Below are 20,569 nucleotides of genomic sequence, written 5' to 3' on the forward strand. Positions count from 1 at the left end.
CAGGTCAGTGTATTCAGTGACTTGAACCAGCTGCGGTATAACGAAAGACGAACTGGTGAAGACGTTCACTCCGGAAATACAAGGTTTGGCTGCCTTTTCCGAAACAGATTTTGTTGTAGGCTTTTTTGAGAAGCGGAAGTCTTATAACGAATACTTTGCAGAAGTTTGATGATATTTTGTTTCGTGTAAGTTTCTTAGAGCGTTCGTTAAAGGAAAAAATAGGATTAGCAGTATACCAATAGTAAATGAATGAGACTGATTTAAAACAACTCAAAATACAGGTACTTGCAAAAGTACTTATTCAAAAAGTATGCCTTTTTTGAGTACTAACCTAGGTATTTACTAAATTTAAGAGACTTGTCTGGTTCATTAAGATATAAAACCATTCATGGAGTTGGATGGAGTTTTGTTGATAATATATCCAGTTCCGGCATTACTTTTTTGGTAGGGCTTGTACTTGCCCGTTTGCTGACCCCTGCCGAATATGGTGTGATGGCAATGATTGCTATCTTTATAGCAATATCAAATTCTATTATTGACAGTGGATTTTCCAATGCACTGATACGGAAAGTCCATGTAGAACGAATTGATTATAATACAGTCTTTTATTTTAACTTGACAGTCAGTGTAACTCTTTATATATTCTTATATTTAATCTCTCCTACCATCAGTGTGTTTTTTCAAGAACCTATCCTGAAAGATGTAACACGTGTCATTGGATTGGTATTGATAATCAATGCGTTTGCAATTATTCCCAGAACACACTTTGTACGTGAGGTAGATTTCAAGACACAGACTAAGGTTTCTTTGATCTCTTCTGTCAGTAGTGGTTTCATTGGAATAGGAATGGCATTAGGAGGACTGGGGGTATGGAGTCTGGTTGGCCAGCAACTTTCCCGTCAATTGTTGAATACCCTGTTTTTATGGATATATAGCAAATGGCATCCTGTATGGGAGTTTTCCATGAAGAGTTTTAAAGAACTCTTTGGCTTTGGTTCCAAATTGCTGCTTTCGGGTTTATTGAACACTGCCTATAACAATATCTATTATATTGTGATTGGCCGTTTTTATACTTCTGTACAGTTGGGACAATATACCCGTGCGGAGCAGTTCAATATGATATTTTCCAGTAATCTGACTTCGGTAGTACAGCGAGTCAGCTATCCGGTTTTGAGTTCTATACAGGAAGAACCGGAACGTTTACATGAGGCTTATCGGAAAGTGATCAAGATTACCATGCTGATAACCTTTGCGTGTATGTTAGGCTTGGCTGCTGTGGCGAAACCTTTGATTATCATACTGATTGGTGAAAAATGGTTGCCTGCCGTTTACTTTCTGCAAATTATTTGTTTCAGTGGCATGCTTTATCCGCTTCATGCGATTAATTTAAACATTCTCCAAGTCAAAGGACGTTCCGATTTGTTTTTAAAGCTGGAGGTCATGAAAAAAGTGATAGGTGTTTTCCCTATACTTGCCGGCATTTTTTATGGCATTGAATATATGCTTTGGGGAAGTGTGGTTGCTTCGGTAATAGGCTATTTCTTGAATAGCTATTATTCGGCAAATTTGATATTCTATCCGACAAAGGAACAGATAAAGGATATACTTCCCACTTTTGGCGTTTCTTTTGTGGTAGCATCTGTCATGTGGGTACTTTCCTTCTGGGATATTTCCGTTTATATTTTGTTACCGCTCCAAATTACAACGGGAATACTGTTGGCTTTATCTATTTATGAGAAGTTGCACCTTGGCGAATATCTTGAAGTCAAGCAACTGGCGCTTTCTGCACTTAAACGCAAGTAGAAAATCAAAAACATATTTATTGTAGTAAGATGGAAAATAAAGTAATTACAGTTACTTCTCCATTACTTCCTTCATTGGACGATTTCATGCCTTATTTGCAGGACATTTGGAATCGCAAATGGTTGACCAATAACGGTCATTACCATCAGGAGTTAGAGAAGGCGTTGTGCGAATATTTGAAGGTGCCTTATATCAGTCTTTTCACCAATGGAACCTTACCTTTGATATGCGCCTTGCAGACATTGCGTATAACAGGTGAGGTGATAACTACTCCTTACAGCTTTGTCGCTACCACGCATGCCTTGTGGTGGAACGGTATAAAGCCTGTCTTTGTGGATATAGACCCTAATACTTGCAATATTGATCCGGACAAGATAGAAGCGGCAATCACTCCCAAGACCACAGCCATCATGCCTGTCCATGTATATGGTAAGCCTTGTGATACGGAACGTATTCAGGCGATAGCCGATAAATATGGATTGAAGGTAATTTATGATGCAGCCCATGCATTTGGAGTGGAAGTTGACGGGAAGTCTATATTGAATTCGGGTGATATGTCAACGTTGAGTTTCCATGCCACAAAGGTTTATAATACGATTGAGGGCGGTGCTTTAATCTGTCATGATGAGAAGACGAAGAAACGCATTGATTACCTGAAGAATTTCGGCTTTGCAGGAGAAACGGAAATCGTGGCTCCCGGCATTAATGGAAAAATGGATGAGATTCGTTCGGCTTATGGCCTGTTGAATCTGAAACAAGTGGATATGGCAATTGAATCCCGTCGTCAAGTGGCTATCAAGTACCGTGAAGCATTGAGTGGTGTTGAGGGTATTAGTTTTATGGATGATATGCCGGGTGTCCGCCACAATTATTCCTACTTTCCGATATTTGTAGATGCTGAAAGATACGGGATGACCCGTGATGAACTTTATTTTAAAATGAAGGAAAAAAATGTATTGGGTAGAAGGTATTTCTATCCTCTGATAAGTGAATTTTCTACTTACAGAGGATTGGAGTCAGCACGGCCTGAGAACTTGCCGATGGCGCATAGTATTGCTGATAGGGTGATATGTTTGCCGATGTATCATGGTCTGGATACCGATGCAGTGGAATGTATCCTTAATTTAATTGTCAAGTGATGAGACAGAAGAAACTATTGCTTCTTGGCGGCCTGCGTTATTTACTCCCTGTAATAGAGGCTGCCCATAAGCTGGGTTATCATGTGATAACTTGTGACTATATTCCGGACAACATAGCCCACAAATATTCAGACGAGTATCATAATGTGAGTATTATAGACAAGGAAGCCGTACTTGCCTTGGCCCGCAGGCTCCAGATAGACGGGATTATGTCATTTGCTGTTGACCCCGGGGTTGTGACTGCTGCTTATGTTCAGGAACAAATGGGGCTGCCTGCATTCGGTCCTTATGAGTCGGTGTGTATTTTGCAGAACAAAGACAGGTTTCGCAATTTTCTGACACAACATGGATTTAATGTTCCTAAAGCAAAGGGCTTTTCCTCTATAGAAGAGGCTCTGTCTGAAACTTATTGGTATCCTTGGCCTGTGATAGTAAAGCCTACGGATGCAGCGGGAAGTAAAGGGGTGACGAGGGTTGACTGCTTGAGAGAGTTGAAACCTGCCCTTGAATATGCATTCGAACATTCCATGTCCAAACGGGTGATTGTAGAAGAGTTTATAGAGAAACAAGGGTGCTCTTCGGATACGGACAGCTTTTCTGTAGATGGAGAACTGAAGTTTGTGTCATATTCTGCACAGCGTTTTGATGCGGATGCCGCCAATCCATATACGCCTTCCGCTTATAGTTGGCCCTCCACTTTCACTGCAGAGCAAGAGGCTGAATTGACGTCTGAATTGCAGCGTTTGTTGAAACTTCTGGGTATGCGTACCTCTATTTATAATGTTGAGACACGTATTGGATTAAACGGTAAGCCTTATATAATGGAAGTTTCTCCAAGAGGTGGTGGCAATCGTCTGGCAGAAATGCTTCGTTTTGCTACGGGAGTTGACTTGATAACCAATGCGGTTCGTGCAGCAGTCGGTGATGATGTGACTGATGTAGAGCAACAACCATATAAAGGGCATTGGGCAGAGGTGGTTCTTCATGCGGAGCAGGAAGGTAAGTTTGCCGCTTTAAAAATAGGTGATGAATATAAATCCCATGTAGTGGAGACTGACCTATGGGTATCCAAAGGCGACCCTGTTCACGCCTTTGTTGGAGCTAACGATGCTATCGGTACTCTTGTAGTCAAGTTTGATACAAAAGAGTCTCTTATTTCTGCAATGTCTGATATTTGCAAATGGGTAACTGTTAAAGTGGAGAAAAAATGAAAAAAATAGCCGTAATTGGTGCAAATGAGCCGCTTGAACCATTTTTTAAGCAAGTCAAGGCTCTTGGATATTATATTGTTGGCATAGCTTATGAAAAAGGTGCCGTATGTAAGAAATATTGTGATAAATTCTATCCAATTTCATTTGCGGATAAAGATGCCGTTTTGGAGATTTGTAAACAGGAAAAAGTGAATGGGATTACTTCTTTTTCTCTTGAATCCGCTTTGCCGACAGTCATTTATGTAGCTCAAAAGATGGGGCTGGTCAGCAATACAGAAGAGTGCCTTCATCGGCTTGAAAATAAATTCACTATGCGGGAGGCTCTCAACGCTGCAGGAATTTCGAATCCCCAATATATTATAGTGTCTGAAGTTGAGGAACTTGATTCTGTCAACATACCTTTTCCTTGTATTGTCAAGCCGGTTGATAGTGGAGGCAGTCAAGGAGTAACTAAGGTTGGGAGTCTTGAGGAGGTGAAGGCAGCTTTTATTCGTGCTTTAGATTACTCGCGGGAAGGGAAGGTAATTATTGAACAGTATATTGATGGTAGAGAATTCAGTGTTGAATACCTTTCCTTCAATGGCCGCCATGTCAATATTCAGATTACAGATAAGGTTACCAGTGGTGCTCCATATTTTGTAGAGTTGCAACATCATCAGCCTGCTAATCTTACAGATGAGCAGAGGCAGCGTATTTGCAGTTTAGTTGAGTCTGCATTGACTGCACTTGCAGTTACAAACTCACCTAGTCATACAGAGGTCAAACTAAATTCAAAAGACGAACTGTATGTTATAGAGGCAGGTGCTCGTTTAGGTGGTGATTTTATAACATCTGATTTGGTTCGTCTTTCAACAGACTATGACCTCGTAAAAGGTGCGATGGAACTTGCAACCGGTGATTTTGCTATACCGGCTATTGAAAATTGTCATTACTCAGGTATATTATTTTATAGTACTCTTACGCCAGAGATTAAAAAGTATATTGATAATCAAAAGGAATATCCTTTTATTGTGGAAGCTGTACGAAATGAGGTTGAGATAGATGAATGCAAGCGTAATGGCGATCGTAATGGATACGCTATTTATCAGTCGAACCACAAAATAGAACCATAATTATGCCATCAATAGAAATGGGCGGAAATTTTTGCCTTTCGAAAGAGCAAATTTCTAGATATGGAAAAGTAAAATGTTCTTATGGTGACTCGCTATTTGAGTGGAAAGATATTCTATTTACTCATGGAGGGCGTAGTGCTATTATTATAGCTGTACGAGATTTAGGTCTTTGCAATACAAAAGTTTTAGTTCCCAATTTTTCATGCCATTCTATTACGGATGCTTTTCATGCATGCGGTTGCAAGGTTGAATATTACAAAATGAATGCAGATCTTACAGCCAATGTCAATGCGTTAATGTTGCGGATTGATAATATACGACCTTCGATACTTTTTACTTGTCCTCTTTTTGGATTTGACACTTTAGCCAATTTAAGACCACTTTATAAAGAGATACAATGTAAGGGCGTTAAAATCATTGAGGATGTAACTCATTCTATTCTTGGCATAAAACCATATATAGAAGCGGACAGAGTGGTTTGTAGTCTTCGAAAATGGCTTGAAATACCGGATGGTGGCTTTGTTTGGGGATTGAAAGATTTGGATAAAGAAGCTTTTTATCAAACTACTTCAGAACATAAAACTATAGTTTCTAACTTTATTAAAGCTTCAAAAGGAAAACTCAAATATTTTGAAACCAAAGATGATAGCTTGAAATTGTCTTTTTTGCCTATATTCTACAAAAATAATGAACTATTTGACGATTGTAATCAGATTTATCGAATGAGTGCTTTCTCTTACGAATTGTTGATGCAAGCAAATTTCGTAGCTAATGCTACTACAAGAAATTCAAACTACCGATATTTATTGCAAAATATAAACAATCAGCTCATTGAGGTGATTCAGACTGAGCTAAAAGAAGATACTGCGCCCTTGTATATGCAGGTATACGTAAAAGATGGGCGTAGGACAGACCTTCAAAAAAAACTTATGTCAGAGAGGCTTTATTGTCCAATCATTTGGCCAACTCCGAATGAGGTGCTTAAGAGCTGCTCAGTAGAGGATATCGCAAACTATAATAATATGCTTTCATTAGTCATAGACCAACGATATGATTTGGAAGATATGAAACGTTTGGCTAAAATTATTAATCACTTTAATTAAATAATCATTTATGGAAGGTATTAAGTACACCGATATTATGGGACCCAATGTCCTTGATAAATTAAAATACTGTGGTGAAAATATTAAAATTTATGACCTGGCCAAAATTTGTAATCCACAATGGGCGGAGATTGATGATGGTTGTATGATTTTTGATTATGCATTCCTTGATGCAAGAGGAGGATTGAAGATTGGGAAGTGTTCTATTTTTGCATGGCATTGCCTTATAGAGGGAGGAGGTCACATTCAAATAGGTGATAGGGTTCTTATTGGTCCTGGTGCCAAATTACTTGGCTCTCCTTATAATTATCACGGCGTGTATGTTAGTCAGGCTCTTCCCGAGGAAGCTTTCTCGATAAATCTTGGGAATATTACCATTGGAAACGATGCTTATATTTGTGCAGGAGCGGTTGTTTTGCCAGGAGTTACAATCGGTGAGGGGGCTGTCGTTGGTGCGAACTCTGTAGTTGACCGCGACTTGAAACCTTGGACAATTTATCATGGTAATCCTGTTAAGAAAGTTGGTGAACGTGAAAGACCTACTGAAGAACATAGAAAGATTATAGAGTCTATGGACTGGACTAAGCATTTCTGATTATGTCCAAACTTATTGTTAATAGTGTTGATGACTTTCTTACATTGAGAGGCAAGTCGTTGGGTAAGTCCGATTGGCTTGAGATTTCACAAGGGGTTATAAATAACTTTGCAGATGCTACATTTGACCACCAGTGGATTCATGTGGATGCAGAAAGGGTAAAGCTCGAAAACCCTCTTGGCTCAACCATTGCTCATGGTTACTTGATTTTGTCGCTAATCCCTTATATGCTTAACGAAATCATTTCAGTAAATAATCTCAGGAAGCTTGTAAACTATGGTATCGAAAAAATGCTTTACAAGAATACTGTGCCAGTAGGAAGCCGCTTGCGCTTGCATGCTACACTTGTCAAAGCAAGAGACCTCGGAGGAATCTGCCAGACAACGATACAATGTAAATTTGAGATAGAAGGACAAGAATATCCTGTACTGGAAGGCTCAATAATTTACTTATACTACTTTAACGAACAATAGTTATTTATCATTTAATATGTTGTAATATGGAAATCAAACAATTTATTGCTGATTTTGCTGATCAGTTTGACGAAACTGAACTTAACGAGTTCCAACCTAAAACAGAGTTCCGTGAACTTGAAGAGTGGAGCTCTTTGGCGGGCCTTGCTATACTTAATATGATTGGCAAAAAGTATGGAGTAAAAATTTCAGCTTCAGAAATTAAGGGTATAGATACCATTGAGGCTCTATACAATTTAGTTTTGTCAAAAAAGTAATGAAGACTATTTTTTCATTGGAAGGTAAGGTTATTCTCATAACTGGAGCATCCTCTGGTATCGGCAAAGCTGTGGCACTACAATGTGCTGCGGCTGGTGCCACATGCATCATAACAGCTCGTAATGAGATGCGCCTTCAGGAGACGTTTGATGGTTTAAGAGGTGAAGGTCATAAGATGGTTTTGGCCGACTTATCTTCATTATTAGGTGTCAACATTTTGCTATCTCATATATTGGGTAAGATTGATGGGGTTGTGGCTTGTGCAGGTATAGTTGAAACCAAGATACTGAAATTTACGGAAGAAGAAGACCTAATGCGCTTGTTTGATACAAATGCTTTTTCTTCTATCAGATTGATTCGTGAACTGGTTCAGCAGAAAAAATTACAGAATGGTGCATCTGTCGTTATGATATCTTCTATTTCAGGTACGAAATGCGGGTATATTGGTGGCGCTCTTTATGGTGCAACAAAAGGTGCGCTGGAAGGTTTTGCTAAGGCAACTGCACTTGAGTTGTCACCCCAAAGAATTCGGGTAAATACAATAGTACCAGGCATGATTGAAACTCCATTATTGGAAGGCAGTGAAATTGGTAGTGAGGAATTGGAGGCAGACAAACTTCGGTATCCATTAAAAAGATATGGGCATCCTGACGAAATAGGATATGCTTCCGTATATCTTTTATCTGATGCAACAATGTGGATGACGGGTACTTCGTTATTGATTGATGGAGGTTATACTCTGAATTGAAATGATGAAAGCATATATTAAAGCGGTGGATTATTATCTTCCGGATAGGATACTTACTAACGAGGAAATAGCGAGACTATTTCCCCAATGGTCGGCTGAAAAAGTTGCTTCAAAAGTAGGCATATTGGAAATGCATATCGCTGCGGATAATGAAACTGCTACAGACATGGCATTTAAGGCTGCTCAAAAATTGTTTTCCAATAATAGTCATCTACGGGAATCGCTAGATTTCATTTTGTTGTGTTCCCAAAGTGTTGATTATAAATTACCTTCTTCTTCGTGTATTCTTCAGCACCGGTTAGGACTCAAAAATACTTGTGGTGCACTTGATTTTAATCTGGGCTGTTCTGGTTATGAATACGGTTTGGCGATGGCTAAGGGGTTAATTGTTTCTGGAGTAGCGACAAATGTGCTTCTGTTGACAGCTGAGACTTATACAAAATATATACATCCGGAAGACAAAGGGAATCTGACTATCTTTGGCGATGCGGCAACTGCAACAATCGTTTCAACTGACGGCTTTGGAGAAATAGGTGAATTTGAGTTAGGAACTGACGGTTCCGGTGCAGAGTATCTCATGGTCAAAACTGGTGGCTCCCGCATTGTTAATAGAACAGGAAACGTCGCTTTGGATTCTAATGGGAATAACAAATGGGATGACAATCTATATATGGATGGGGGAACTATTTTTAATTTTACCTCTGATGTTGTACCGACAATGGTTGAGCGTCTGTTGGAAAAGGAAAAAATCTCTCAGGATGATATTGATTTGTGGATTTTTCACCAAGCGAACAAATACATGATCAATTATTTGCGTAAGTTGATGGAAATAGAAAAAGATAAGTTCTTTATCTATATGGAAAAGGTGGGCAATACCGTATCTTCGACTATTCCTATTGCAATTACGGAGGCATTAAAGCAGGAGCGTCTTCATGGCAATGTATTACTAGCTGGGTTTGGTGTCGGATTAAGTTGGGGAGCTACGGTTATTCGCTGTAAGTAAGCCTTGTATGTTAGAAATAGTATCGCATGTTAATTCAATTTATAATTCTATAAGCTATGTCCTGTTAGAACATGGGACTAAAGAATGTTGGATTATTGATGTAGGTGATTTTGATGTTATAAAGTCTTTGTTTGATGGCTATAACCTAAGAGGTGTACTATTGACGCATGTTCATTACGATCATATATATGGACTGAATGAATTGCAAGCTGACTATCCGGATGTACCTATATATACAAATGAATATGGTGCAAAGAATCTGGTTAGCCCTATAGAGAATTTGTCGTCATATCATGGTGAGGATTTTATCTTATCAAGAACGAATGGTGTTAAGATTATTAAAGAGGGGAATGTGATTCTTATAGGTAGCTATAGTTTATTGGTAATTGATACTCCCGGCCATGATTATTCTTGTCTAAGCTTTTGTGTGGACAACAATCTTTTTACAGGTGATTCCTATATACCTGGAGAAAAGGTGTTTACGAAACTGCAAAATGGTAATAAGCAATTGGCAGAATATTCTTGTCAACGATTATTGCGATTAGGAGAGAAATGTTTTATAAGACCTGGTCATTCTATTTCCTTTGAAAATTGTATGAATAACTATCAGGCTGATTCAATAAAAAAGGTCATTTTTGACCATTTACTACAAGAAAAATATGTACATGATTAGACTTTTCTATTATATTAGAAGACTGTATAATTAAGCAGAATAATTATGTATTTGATAATGTGTTTAGAGGTGATAGTTTAGAAATAGATGGAGATAACCCTTATGGGGATCCTTTGTCTGTTGACTCAATTAAGAATATACATATTCGTGGGATTGGAAAATGTAAGATAATTGGGCCTGATGAAAATATGAATATCTATAATCCACATACCGAATTTGTTGTTGGTGATTTTTATGATTGGAGAACATGTCAAATCTTTTTCGCTTGCTTCTAATATTGAAATATCGGGAATCATTTTTGAAAAGACGAGATGTTGGGTTATTTCATTTGATAAATGTTCTTATGTAAGTGTATATGATTTGTCTATTTTTTCTGATGTTAAAAATGGGGATGGTGTAAACTTTCGTTCAGGATGTCATCATTGTGAGGCCTACAATATAATAGGGGAGACTTCTGATAATACAGTAGCTTGCAGTGCTTTAGGGCCTTTGATTCCCATTTCATATCCTTCAGGCAATTATTTATATCCTATGGAACCGACTTCATTTATGGATTCTAATGGAGCGTGTAATCTTGATATCCATGATATTAAAATCCATGGTATAACTACTACGGGCAAGCATCATGGAATTATATTGTTGACCGCCAATGATAATTCTGTTTATAACGTTGAGATATCCAATTTCATAGAGCCTTCTGGAGGTCCAGAACGGGAGTCTATAATAAAACTTTATACAGGATATGGAGCTATTTCTTCTGCTGATAAAATACATGATGTGGATATTTCAAATATTGTATCTAGAAATGCTAATTATGCTTTGCAAAGTAACACTAAATGTGCGAATGTAACAGTATCTAACCTGGTACAAGAAAAAAATATCAGGAAGCCTGCTTATATTAACTGACTCCGATGGATTTGAAATAAATTAGTGGCGTTTAAGTATAAAATATTATAGATGAAAAATATTACCATTTTACACTATTTTACCGACGATAAATTTTTTGACTCTGCATCAGAGTTCTTTGATTCTTTAGAGGGAGTGAACAATATATATTGTTTTTATACGAAAAAAAAGAATTATTGCTTCCATCACATCCATTATACAGATAAAATACTGTTAATCAATAATAAACAAGAATATTGTTCTATGTTTTCTTCTCCCGAAGTGGATGTAATTTATTTCCAAAGCATCCCAGTGGGAGTTTATAATCTTTTTAATCACATTGGTTCGGACAAGAAGGTCATCTGGTGGAGTTGGGGATATGATATTTATCATCAGTTAGGTTTTTATAAAGCTTTTATTCCTATAAATATATTGAAGCCGATAACCAAAAGTTTTTTATATAATACGCTCTTTAGAAAGCTCCGACATTTAGCAACCTGTATTTACATCACGTTGCGATATCCGTTCTATCTGTTGCATCGCCAAAGGGTTCTAGAGCGTATAGACTATTATACACCAGTTTTGCCAATTGAGTATGATTTACTCAAACAATTTAATCCAAATTTCAAGGCACTTCCTTTCATGCTGCATGGTGGTCCTGGTTTCTACTCTAAGATTGAACTGAGATATAAGACAGTTGTTGGCAATGTGCTTGTCGGCAACTCGCTGACTTACACAAATAATCATTTTGATGTACTTGAAGTACTTAAAGATTGTACGTTTGGTCAGCGTCAGAAGGTGATTTTTCCTGTGAATTATGGTGGTGATTATCGTGGAAATATTTCTATACTGAAAGACAGAGCACAGTTGATTCATGCAGAACAGGTATGGTTAGAGTCTTTCCTTGGAGAGGAGGAATACTTTCAACTGTTTGACAATGTAACTCATGCTGTATTTGGTGTGATACGTCAGCAAGCTATGGGTAATATATTTAATTGTCTGAGAAAAGGAATAAAGGTGTTTTTGTTTAAGGATAGCGTAGTCTATCAATCTCTCAAGCAGATGGGGTTTTGCATATTTTCAATAGAAGATGATTTGAACGGAGATGTATTGATGAGTCCCTTGGACTTTGATTGTGTAAAACAAAATACCATTGCTTATAATAGTAAAGTAGCTTGCTGTATCAAGGAGATTCAAGATGATTTTATGATGTTAAGGGTAAGCAGTCAAAAAATGGCTATTAATTGAAAGTTCTATCTTCGTTGCCCACCAAATTTTTAGAATTATGTATAGCAGTGAAGAACTTGCAAGGTTTTACTTTTAGTACCAGACTGCGGTTTTGCCTCGTGGAGAATCTCTCCAATCGTCCTGACGGTTATAAAACGGTGGAAGTAGTCGGAAAAGCGATAGAGCATTTTTTAAAACACATTGCGTAACAGGCTTAAGAAAGGTAAGAGATGGCTGCAACTTATCACAGTGTAATAGGAACGGTAAAGCTTCATGGCAGTTCTATCTGGAACTTCATCGGAACTTTTTTCAAAAATATCTTTAACGGATGCAAGGATTATGTCAACATGGTTCCTGACAAAATCACTTTGGCTATCAGCCAATGTTAAATTCAAAACTAATTAATTAACAAAACTCGGTTTAGGGCACTGAAAAGTGCCCTTTCAAAGGGGTATGCATAAATTGAGTGTTTACCTCTATGATGAACACTTGGAAAATTATAATAATTCATTCTATATTATTGACTTTATGAATATCGCAATTGTCGGCACCGGCTATGTGGGCTTGGTGTCCGGAACTTGTTTTGCTGAAATGGGTGTCCATGTAACTTGTGTGGACGTGAATGAAGAGAAGATAAATGCGCTTAGGGAGGGCAATGTGCCCATCTATGAGCCGGGATTAGACGAGATGGTGCTGCGCAACCATGGGGAAGGAAGATTGGATTTCACCACCGACCTCATTTCGGTGCTCGATGAGGTGGACATTGTGTTCTGTGCCGTGGGCACACCGCCTGACGAGGATGGGGCGGCCGATTTGCAATATGTGTTGGCCGTGGCTCGTCAGTTTGGACAAAATATCCATAAGTACACCGTGCTGGTGACTAAATCTACGGTTCCGGTAGGCACTGCCAAGAGGGTGAAAGCAACTGTTGAAGAAGAATTAAAGAAACGCGGGGTAGAGATTCCGTTCGATGTGGCCTCTAATCCTGAGTTCCTGAAAGAAGGGGCTGCCATTAAGGACTTTATGAGTCCCGACCGTGTGGTAGTAGGTGTGGAGAGTGAGAAAGCCAAAGAAATGATGTCGAAGCTTTATCGCCCTTTTTTACTTAATAATTTTCGTGTTATTTTTACGGATATCCCCTCTGCGGAAATGATTAAGTATGCAGCCAATTCCATGTTGGCTACTCGTATTAGCTTTATGAACGACATTGCCAATCTCTGTGAATTGGTAGGTGCAGATGTGAATATGGTGCGCAAAGGTATCGGTAGTGACAGTCGCATCGGCGCGAAGTTCCTTTATCCCGGTTGTGGATATGGCGGGAGTTGCTTCCCGAAAGATGTGAAAGCGCTCATTAAGACCGCTGAAAAAAAGGGCTATCCGATGAAAGTACTGAAAGCTGTGGAAGAGGTAAACGAAAATCAAAAGAGTGTACTTTTCAATAAGCTCGGTACTTACTACAAGGATGATTTGAAAGGGAAAATCATTGCTCTTTGGGGCTTGTCCTTCAAGCCTGAAACAGACGATATGCGTGAAGCCACATCTCTTGTGATAATAAAATTATTGCTTAATGCCGGTTGTACGGTAAAGGTCTATGACCCTGTGGCTATGACTGAATGTAAACGTCGCATTGGTGATATAGTGACCTATGCCACTGATATGTATGATGCCGTTCTTGATGCTGATGCTTTGCTGATGCTCACTGAATGGAAGCAGTTTCGATTACCTTCATGGAGAGTCATAGTGAAAAGCATGAAGCACCCTCTTGTTATTGATGGTAGAAATATCTATGATGCGGCAGAGATGAAGGAGATGGGGGTGGAATATAGGTGCATCGGGAAACTGCGGATTTAAGATATTACATAATAAAATATTAGAGAGAGAATAATAATGATAAATTATAGTATAATTATTCCTCATTATAATACCCCAAATTTACTACAGCGTTGTTTGAATTCCATTCCTCGTCGTGAAGATATTCAAATTATTGTGGTAGATGATAATAGCGACTCTCTAAAAGTGGATTTTGACCATTTTCCTGGTATGGGTGAAAAAGGGGTAGAGGTGTACTTCACGAAGGAAGGTAAAGGCGCAGGATATGCCCGGAATGTTGGACTTCAATATGCTAGGGGTAAATGGTTGCTGTTTGCGGATGCGGATGATTATTATTTTAGTGGAGCTTTTGATGTCTTGGATAAAGAACTGACAGAGGATTTGGATATACTATATTTTAATGTTGATAGTACTATAAAATCTAATGCATCGAGAGCGTCTTTTATTAGTAAAAAATATGAGAAATATTTTATTTGCGGAGATGATTTAAATGTTAGATTTAATATTTGGACACCGTGGAATAAAGTGTTTTCTCATGAAATGGTGAAGCGAAAAAAATTACAATTTGACGAAATACCTATAGGTAATGATGCATTTTTTGCTTTATCTGCTTCTAAATATGCTAAACGCTATAAGATCATAAATAACAAGTTGTATTGTCTTGAAGACAATGATGGGTCAATTACATATACAAAAATAGATTATAAAAGGGCGATGAATTATATAAAAGCGACTATTAGAATTAATAGCTTTTACACTGATAATAAGCATCTTTATAAATTTAGTCATCCAGCTGTTATGCCTCATGTAATAAAAGGCTTGTATAAAGATGCTGGTTTAAAAGGTTTGTATGATTATTGTATGTATATACATCGTAATTGGAGTGTTTTAGAGGCTATTAAGGTTACATTGTATAAACTTATCATAAAGCTGAAAGGTTAATTTTGTATGGTTTTATCATATATTGTATATACTTTTTTAGCATTTGTTGTCTGTTCTTTTACCAATATCATAATTAACAGTAAAAGTGTTAGTAAATACTATTTAATTTTACCAATATCTATTTATTCGATAATCGTAGGACTTAGATATGAAGTCGGTACAGATTGGTTTCAATATAGGTCATACTTTGAGTTAGCTGTCCAGGGGTATTCCCTTCAACTGGAGCCTTGCTATACTTTTATTAATTATATTGTCGCTAGTATAACTTCGTCATATCAGGTGTTTTTTATATTGGTGGCTTTGTTGCAAATTTTATTAATATATAAATCATTTAGGCATTTATATTTTCTTTTGCCGCTTGCTATATATTTTTTTTTCTGTGGTCCTTTTTTTTCCACACTAAATCTTCTTAGACAGTCAATTTCATTTTGTATTTTTTTATTTTCAATACCTTATATTATCAATAGACAACCTTTGAAATATTTTTTGATGATTACAATTGCGTTTGGATTTCATTCTTCATCAGTAATACTTTTTCCTCTATACCTTCTTAATAAAGTTAATGCTGATGTCATTTTAAGAAAGAAGGTCATTTTAATTGGACTAATGTTCGTTACTATAATTCTGGGGAATGTAATTCTTAAACCTTTAGCAGATATATTTTTTAGTAATATTGAATCTAATCAATATTTGCGGTATGCCAAGGGATTTGAAGATAATACTTTTGATATAGGATTAGGTTATTGGATTGAAAAAATAGTTGATATCATACTTGTGTTTTATGCTTATAGAATGCATAAAAAATTTCATGGATATGGTTTCTCTATATATTTTTTGCTTTTTTTTGTAGGGGAGTTAATAAAAAATTTAGGAGAGGGTAATCAATTGACTATTAGAATATCATATTGCCTTACTTCTTTGCGGTTTGTTATTATTTCATTCCTTTTATATTATATTTATAAAGTGATTAAGAGACAACAATCTTTTTCTTTTATTTTAGCCACTTTGATTCTTCTATTCTACACTATGACATTCTTCACTGCAATTGCTAAGGGGCAAGCAGGGTGCTCACCTTTTCAATTTGCTATTTAGTTCTTATATCTTGATCACAACTATGTACTGTGGATGCCTAACCAGTCATTATACACAATCGTTGGTACAATAAAGTATATAGTTGCGAAGGCTATTTAACATTTCAATAAAATGAATGAAAATATTTTAGTTTCGGTTATTATACCCATATATAACGTTGAATCTTATTTGAATCAGTGTGTAGATAGTATTCTGAATCAGACCTATGTTCATATTGAAGTGATTTTAATAGATGACGGAAGTCCGGACAATTCAGGGAGAATATGTGATGAATATGCGGAGAAAGATAGCCGAGTGTCTGTAATTCATAAAGCAAATGGTGGATTGAGCGATGCTCGTAATGAAGGGCTGAAAGTGGCGAAAGGGGATTATGTCATATTTATGGATAGTGATGACTTTTGGAAAAACAACATATGTTTGCAGCGGCTCATTATACAGTTAGAAAAACTTAAATATCCGGACATGTTGGGATTTAATCTCTATTATTATTTCCCGTCAAAAGACCAATATATACCATGGATTTCTTATGATGATTCTATAACTAATGAATGGGATAAAAATGAATTAATAGTCCGCTTAGTTCGGTCTGGAACTTTTCCTATGTCGGCATGCTCTAAATTGCTTAAAAAAAGTAGCTTAGACAAACATGCAGTTACATTTGTCAAAGGAATTTTTGCAGAAGATATTCCTTGGTTTATTGATATATTGGACAAGTTTAAAGAAATTCGTTTTGTAGATGAATATGTGTATTGTTATCGTCAAGGGGTATCTACTTCGATAACCGGTTCATGTAGCACCAAGAAATTTGATGATTTATATAATAATCTTATTCATTTGATTCCTTTTATTTGTCAATCTTCTTTAAATCAGCAAGCTAAAGAAGCTTTACTTTCATTTTGTGCATACGAATATTGCATCTTGATGGGGAGTATTCGATTTTTGAATAAACCAGATCGTAATAAACGATTCAGAGGATTGAAGCAGATGGGATGGTTGATGGAATATGATTTAAATCCCAAAGTGGGCAGAGTTGGATTGATTTATAAATATTTAGGCTTCTCAATTACTTCATATTTCTGCCATCTTTTTCTAGTCTTGAAGAAAAGCTAACCGGGATATAGCGAGTTGGTTTACGCTCTTTTCTGTAAGATACTTTCTTAAAGGCCTTAAAAAGAAGTATGTTCTAAATGAATGCTAACAGTTTTTTTATGAAGAAAAAATTAATTCGTGTTACCACCATTTCAGAAAGCCTTTTTTCGCTTTTGAAAGGACAATTAAAATTCCTTTCTAATTATTATGAAGTGGTAGGTGTAGCTGCTAATCGGGGAAATGAAACTTTGGATGACGTAGTAAGGCAGGAGGGGATACGTTGTGTGGATGTACCTATGTGTCGTGAGATTTCATTGTTTGATGATTTAAAATCTTTATTCCGATTGATTATTTTTTTTAGAAAAGAAAAACCTTATATAGTTCATGCAAATACACCGAAGGGTAGTTTGCTTTCTATGATAGCTGCATGGATTACCCGTGTGCCGCATCGTGTCTATACTGTTACCGGGTTGAGATTTGAAACAACTACAGGTTCATTTCGGAAGTTACTTATAACAATGGAAAAAATAACTTGTGCTTGTGCGACCAAAGTCATTCCGGAGGGAGAAGGTGTTAAGAATACCTTAATAGCTAATGGTATAACAAGAAAGCCTTTGAGTGTGGTTTGGAATGGGAACATTAATGGGATAGATGTGGACTATTTTGACCGAACGGAGGAAGTGATGAATAGAGTGGGAGCTATCTGTGACACTGGTGATTTCAATTTTGTATTTGTGGGGCGTATAGTGGGAGATAAGGGTATCAATGAATTGGTACGTGTATTCGAACGTTTATCGAATCAGTATGTTAATATCTCCTTGCATTTAATAGGGAACTTTGAATCGGAATTGGATCCTTTGGAAAAGGATGTGGAGAGAATTATAAAACAAAATCATAAAATTGTAATATGGGGTTTTCAGAGCGATGTTCGCCCTTTTTTAGCTTCTGCGGATGTACTGGTGTTTCCAAGTTATAGGGAAGGTTTTCCAAATGTGGTATTGCAGGCCGGTGCAATGGGGCTTCCTTCTATTGTAACTGATATAAATGGATGTAATGAAATTATTCAGGATGGAATCAATGGCAAGATAATTCCACCCAAAGATGGAGAGGCATTGTATGGGGCAATGAAATGGATGTATGAGCATCGAGATTCAGAAGTGACAGAAATGGCAAAACATGCCCGTCCTATGATTGTAGAACGATATGAGCAACATAAGGTTTGGAAGGCTCTGTTGGAGGAATATCGTTCTTTGGACAATAATGCATGACTTTGTTTTGATATTCAAATAACTAATCGTATTTTTGTTGCATCGTAACAATATGTAGTTTGATAATATGGCAACAGCAGCATTGAAGATACGTCTGAGTTGTAATCAGATTCTGGAACTGGCTCAACAATTGTCTGATGAAGACAAATTGGAGTTGAATCGTGCGCTTGCTGCTGAGGTGAGAAGCATAAAGTTGAGACGATTATTGAATGCTTTAAGAGCGGATGAAATCTCACAGGAAGATATTGATTCTGAAGTGGAAGCGGTGAGGCAAGAAATTTATGAAAAACGACAGTAGGACAAGGATAATTGTTGATACGAATCTTTGGATTAGCTTCTTGATAGGTAAGAAATTGTCATGCCTTTTGGATTTCTTGTCTGACGAAAAGGTGGAGCTTGTCGTATCTCAAGAACTCTTGGACGAAATCTTGATTGTTGCTTCACGGCCAAAGTTTAAGAAATACTTTTCCAAAGAGCATTTGGACATGCTTTGGGACTTTATGACTCAAGAAACTTCATTTTATAAGATTGATAATATTCCTGCTCGTTGCCGTGACCCTAAAGATGATTATTTGTTGGAACTTGCATTGATATCAGAGGCGAATTATCTGATAACCGGTGATAAGGATTTATTATCTATGGGCGAAATAGGTTCTTGTCAGATTATTACAGTAATGGAATTTGATGTGTTGGCTTCTTCATCCGGGTGTTCTTCTTTTGTACACGAGGATTTTGAAAGTCACTATAATATTGTTATCGGAGAATAACTCTTCAAGTGTGTAGAAATAGTTTTCTATAAACAATCATTTATTTTATGTATTCTCATTTTTTCAAGCGATTGATAGACTTTATCATCGCATTCAGTGTGTTGGCCGTTCTCTGTCTGACACTGTTTCTTGTGACCCTTTGGCTGTATTTTGCCAATAAAGGGGCAGGGGCATTCTTTACCCAGAAACGTCCTGGCAAAAATGGAAAAATTTTCCGAGTGATAAAATTTAAAACCATGACGGACGAGCGGGATGCGGAAGGGAATCTGTTGCCGGATGCAGATCGGCTAACTAAAGTTGGGCGTTTTTTGCGTTCCACTTCGATAGACGAACTTCCGCAACTGATAAATGTGTTAAAAGGGGATATGGCTTTGATAGGTCCGCGACCGTTACTGCCTCAATATTTGCCATTATATAGTAAAAGGCAAATGAGGAGGCATGAGGTACGTCCGGGAATAACCGGATGGGCTCAGGTTAATGGACGTAACGCTATTTCGTGGACAAAGAAATTTGAGCTAGATGTTTGGTATGTGGACCATTGTTCATTTTTGTTGGATGTTAAAATTATATTTCTAACTATTAAAAAGGTATTTGTAAGGGAAGGAATTAATTCGGATACAGCGGCCACAATGGAACTTTTTACAGGGAATAACTAAAGGAGATTTTATAGATGTTTTTATATGGAGCAAGCGGGCATGCAAAAGTAATCATTGATATTCTTCGTGCCAATCATGAGCGTGTTGAAGGGTTGTTTGATGATGATGAGAATCTTCATACGCTTTTAGGCTATCCAGTACAACGTGCAATGAAGGTAAGAGGTCCATTGATTATTAGTATTGGAAATAATAGTATCAGAAAAAGAATAGCAGAATCTCTTGATGTGGAATTTGGAAAGGCTATTCATCCTTCGGCTATTGTATCGGAAGAGGCTAGTATAGAAGAGGGGTCTGCCATAATGCAGGGGGCAATAGTGCAAAGTGATGTTTACATAGGCAGGCATTGTATTATAAATACCGGTGCTTCCGTAGATCATGAATGTATAATTGAAAATTATGTTCACATCTCTCCTCATTGTACTCTTTGTGGGAATGTGCAAGTGGGAGAGGGGGCATGGGTTGGAGCAGGTACTACTATTATTCCAGGTGTGAAAATTGGTAAATGGAGTGTAATAGGTGCCGGTTCGGTAGTTACCAAAGATGTGCCGGATGGTGTGTTGGCCGTCGGAAACAGATGTAGAGAGATAAAAAAGCTTCAAATTCTGAAAGGAAAATGACATCAAAATCATCATTTGCACCCTACTTGGAAAGGATTTATAAACTTCTTTCCTTTCTTTTTATTCCCCACTACGTGA

The 20,569-nt window shown here is 37.3% G+C and carries 23 protein-coding genes; all 23 read left to right on the top strand.

From position 1 onward, the window contains the following. Positions 1 to 357 precede the first annotated feature (357 nt). The 23 genes from HMPREF9446_RS10055 to HMPREF9446_RS10160 all read left to right on the top strand — a co-directional run bounded on the left by HMPREF9446_RS10055 (position 358) and on the right by HMPREF9446_RS10160 (position 20,491). Entirely contained in the window at positions 358 to 1,803 is a 1,446-nt protein-coding gene (locus HMPREF9446_RS10055; protein ID WP_039969034.1) for a lipopolysaccharide biosynthesis protein, read from the top strand. Between the two features lie 29 nt (positions 1,804 to 1,832). Beyond that, entirely contained in the window at positions 1,833 to 2,942 is a 1,110-nt protein-coding gene (locus HMPREF9446_RS10060) for a DegT/DnrJ/EryC1/StrS family aminotransferase (RefSeq protein ID WP_009125530.1), read from the top strand. Next, positions 2,942 to 4,153 (top strand): ATP-grasp domain-containing protein, encoded by a 1,212-nt coding sequence (locus HMPREF9446_RS10065; protein WP_009125531.1) that lies wholly within the window; start codon positions 2,942 to 2,944, stop codon positions 4,151 to 4,153. The genes HMPREF9446_RS10060 and HMPREF9446_RS10065 overlap by 1 nt, the downstream gene beginning before the upstream one ends. Then, positions 4,150 to 5,265 (top strand): ATP-grasp domain-containing protein, encoded by a 1,116-nt coding sequence (locus tag HMPREF9446_RS10070; RefSeq protein WP_009125532.1) that lies wholly within the window; start codon positions 4,150 to 4,152, stop codon positions 5,263 to 5,265. Before HMPREF9446_RS10065 ends, HMPREF9446_RS10070 begins: the two co-directional genes overlap by 4 nt. A gap of 2 nt (positions 5,266 to 5,267) precedes the next feature. Further along, entirely contained in the window at positions 5,268 to 6,368 is a 1,101-nt protein-coding gene (locus HMPREF9446_RS10075) for a PLP-dependent aminotransferase family protein (protein ID WP_009125533.1), read from the top strand. A 10-nt stretch (positions 6,369 to 6,378) separates the two neighbouring features. Beyond that, positions 6,379 to 6,963, top strand: coding sequence for an acyltransferase (locus HMPREF9446_RS10080; protein WP_009125534.1), 585 nt, complete (start codon positions 6,379 to 6,381; stop codon positions 6,961 to 6,963). 2 nt (positions 6,964 to 6,965) lie between these two features. Beyond that, positions 6,966 to 7,436, top strand: a complete 471-nt coding sequence (locus HMPREF9446_RS10085) for a MaoC family dehydratase (RefSeq protein ID WP_009125535.1) — start codon at positions 6,966 to 6,968, stop codon at positions 7,434 to 7,436. Positions 7,437 to 7,462: 26 nt separating this feature from the next. After that, on the top strand, positions 7,463 to 7,693 hold the full coding sequence (locus HMPREF9446_RS10090; protein WP_009125536.1) for an acyl carrier protein: 231 nt from the start codon (positions 7,463 to 7,465) through the stop codon (positions 7,691 to 7,693). Beyond that, on the top strand, positions 7,693 to 8,442 hold the full coding sequence (locus HMPREF9446_RS10095) for an SDR family NAD(P)-dependent oxidoreductase (protein WP_009125537.1): 750 nt from the start codon (positions 7,693 to 7,695) through the stop codon (positions 8,440 to 8,442). The genes HMPREF9446_RS10090 and HMPREF9446_RS10095 overlap by 1 nt, the downstream gene beginning before the upstream one ends. A gap of 4 nt (positions 8,443 to 8,446) precedes the next feature. Beyond that, positions 8,447 to 9,445 (top strand): ketoacyl-ACP synthase III, encoded by a 999-nt coding sequence (locus HMPREF9446_RS10100; RefSeq protein ID WP_039969039.1) that lies wholly within the window; start codon positions 8,447 to 8,449, stop codon positions 9,443 to 9,445. Between the two features lie 7 nt (positions 9,446 to 9,452). Beyond that, a complete protein-coding gene (locus HMPREF9446_RS10105) occupies positions 9,453 to 10,118 on the top strand; it encodes an MBL fold metallo-hydrolase (RefSeq protein WP_009125539.1) in 666 nt (221 codons plus the stop codon). Between the two features lie 234 nt (positions 10,119 to 10,352). Further along, on the top strand, positions 10,353 to 11,024 hold the full coding sequence (locus tag HMPREF9446_RS10110; RefSeq protein ID WP_009125540.1) for a hypothetical protein: 672 nt from the start codon (positions 10,353 to 10,355) through the stop codon (positions 11,022 to 11,024). A 51-nt stretch (positions 11,025 to 11,075) separates the two neighbouring features. Then, positions 11,076 to 12,251, top strand: coding sequence for a TDP-N-acetylfucosamine:lipid II N-acetylfucosaminyltransferase family protein (locus HMPREF9446_RS10115; RefSeq protein ID WP_009125541.1), 1,176 nt, complete (start codon positions 11,076 to 11,078; stop codon positions 12,249 to 12,251). Positions 12,252 to 12,460: 209 nt separating this feature from the next. After that, positions 12,461 to 12,619 carry a hypothetical protein gene (locus tag HMPREF9446_RS18715; RefSeq protein WP_009125543.1) on the top strand — a complete coding sequence of 53 codons (159 nt, stop codon included), beginning with the start codon at positions 12,461 to 12,463 and terminating at the stop codon, positions 12,617 to 12,619. A 139-nt stretch (positions 12,620 to 12,758) separates the two neighbouring features. Continuing rightward, complete coding sequence (locus HMPREF9446_RS10120; protein WP_039969041.1) at positions 12,759 to 14,081, top strand: UDP-glucose dehydrogenase family protein; 1,323 nt, start codon at positions 12,759 to 12,761, stop codon at positions 14,079 to 14,081. Positions 14,082 to 14,117: 36 nt separating this feature from the next. Next, the gene (locus tag HMPREF9446_RS17890; RefSeq protein WP_009125545.1) at positions 14,118 to 15,002 is read left to right on the top strand and encodes a glycosyltransferase family 2 protein; all 885 of its coding nucleotides are present in this window, start codon (positions 14,118 to 14,120) and stop codon (positions 15,000 to 15,002) included. A 6-nt stretch (positions 15,003 to 15,008) separates the two neighbouring features. Continuing rightward, positions 15,009 to 16,094: an EpsG family protein gene (locus HMPREF9446_RS10130; RefSeq protein ID WP_009125546.1), complete on the top strand. Its 1,086-nt coding sequence runs from the start codon at positions 15,009 to 15,011 to the stop codon at positions 16,092 to 16,094. A 111-nt stretch (positions 16,095 to 16,205) separates the two neighbouring features. After that, positions 16,206 to 17,204: a glycosyltransferase family 2 protein gene (locus HMPREF9446_RS10135; protein ID WP_009125547.1), complete on the top strand. Its 999-nt coding sequence runs from the start codon at positions 16,206 to 16,208 to the stop codon at positions 17,202 to 17,204. Between the two features lie 98 nt (positions 17,205 to 17,302). Next, positions 17,303 to 18,451 (top strand): glycosyltransferase family 4 protein, encoded by a 1,149-nt coding sequence (locus tag HMPREF9446_RS10140; protein ID WP_039969046.1) that lies wholly within the window; start codon positions 17,303 to 17,305, stop codon positions 18,449 to 18,451. Between the two features lie 67 nt (positions 18,452 to 18,518). Continuing rightward, positions 18,519 to 18,749: a type II toxin-antitoxin system VapB15 family antitoxin gene (vap15, locus tag HMPREF9446_RS10145; RefSeq protein WP_009125549.1), complete on the top strand. Its 231-nt coding sequence runs from the start codon at positions 18,519 to 18,521 to the stop codon at positions 18,747 to 18,749. Then, the gene (locus tag HMPREF9446_RS10150) at positions 18,733 to 19,218 is read left to right on the top strand and encodes a putative toxin-antitoxin system toxin component, PIN family (RefSeq protein ID WP_009125550.1); all 486 of its coding nucleotides are present in this window, start codon (positions 18,733 to 18,735) and stop codon (positions 19,216 to 19,218) included. Before vap15 ends, HMPREF9446_RS10150 begins: the two co-directional genes overlap by 17 nt. A gap of 47 nt (positions 19,219 to 19,265) precedes the next feature. After that, positions 19,266 to 19,874: a sugar transferase gene (locus tag HMPREF9446_RS10155; RefSeq protein ID WP_009125551.1), complete on the top strand. Its 609-nt coding sequence runs from the start codon at positions 19,266 to 19,268 to the stop codon at positions 19,872 to 19,874. A 14-nt stretch (positions 19,875 to 19,888) separates the two neighbouring features. Further along, a complete protein-coding gene (locus HMPREF9446_RS10160) occupies positions 19,889 to 20,491 on the top strand; it encodes an acetyltransferase (RefSeq protein ID WP_009125552.1) in 603 nt (200 codons plus the stop codon). The last annotated feature ends 78 nt before the right edge of the window (positions 20,492 to 20,569 follow it).

It is taken from the genome of Bacteroides fluxus YIT 12057 (genome assembly GCF_000195635.1).
Classification (GTDB): domain Bacteria; phylum Bacteroidota; class Bacteroidia; order Bacteroidales; family Bacteroidaceae; genus Bacteroides; species Bacteroides fluxus.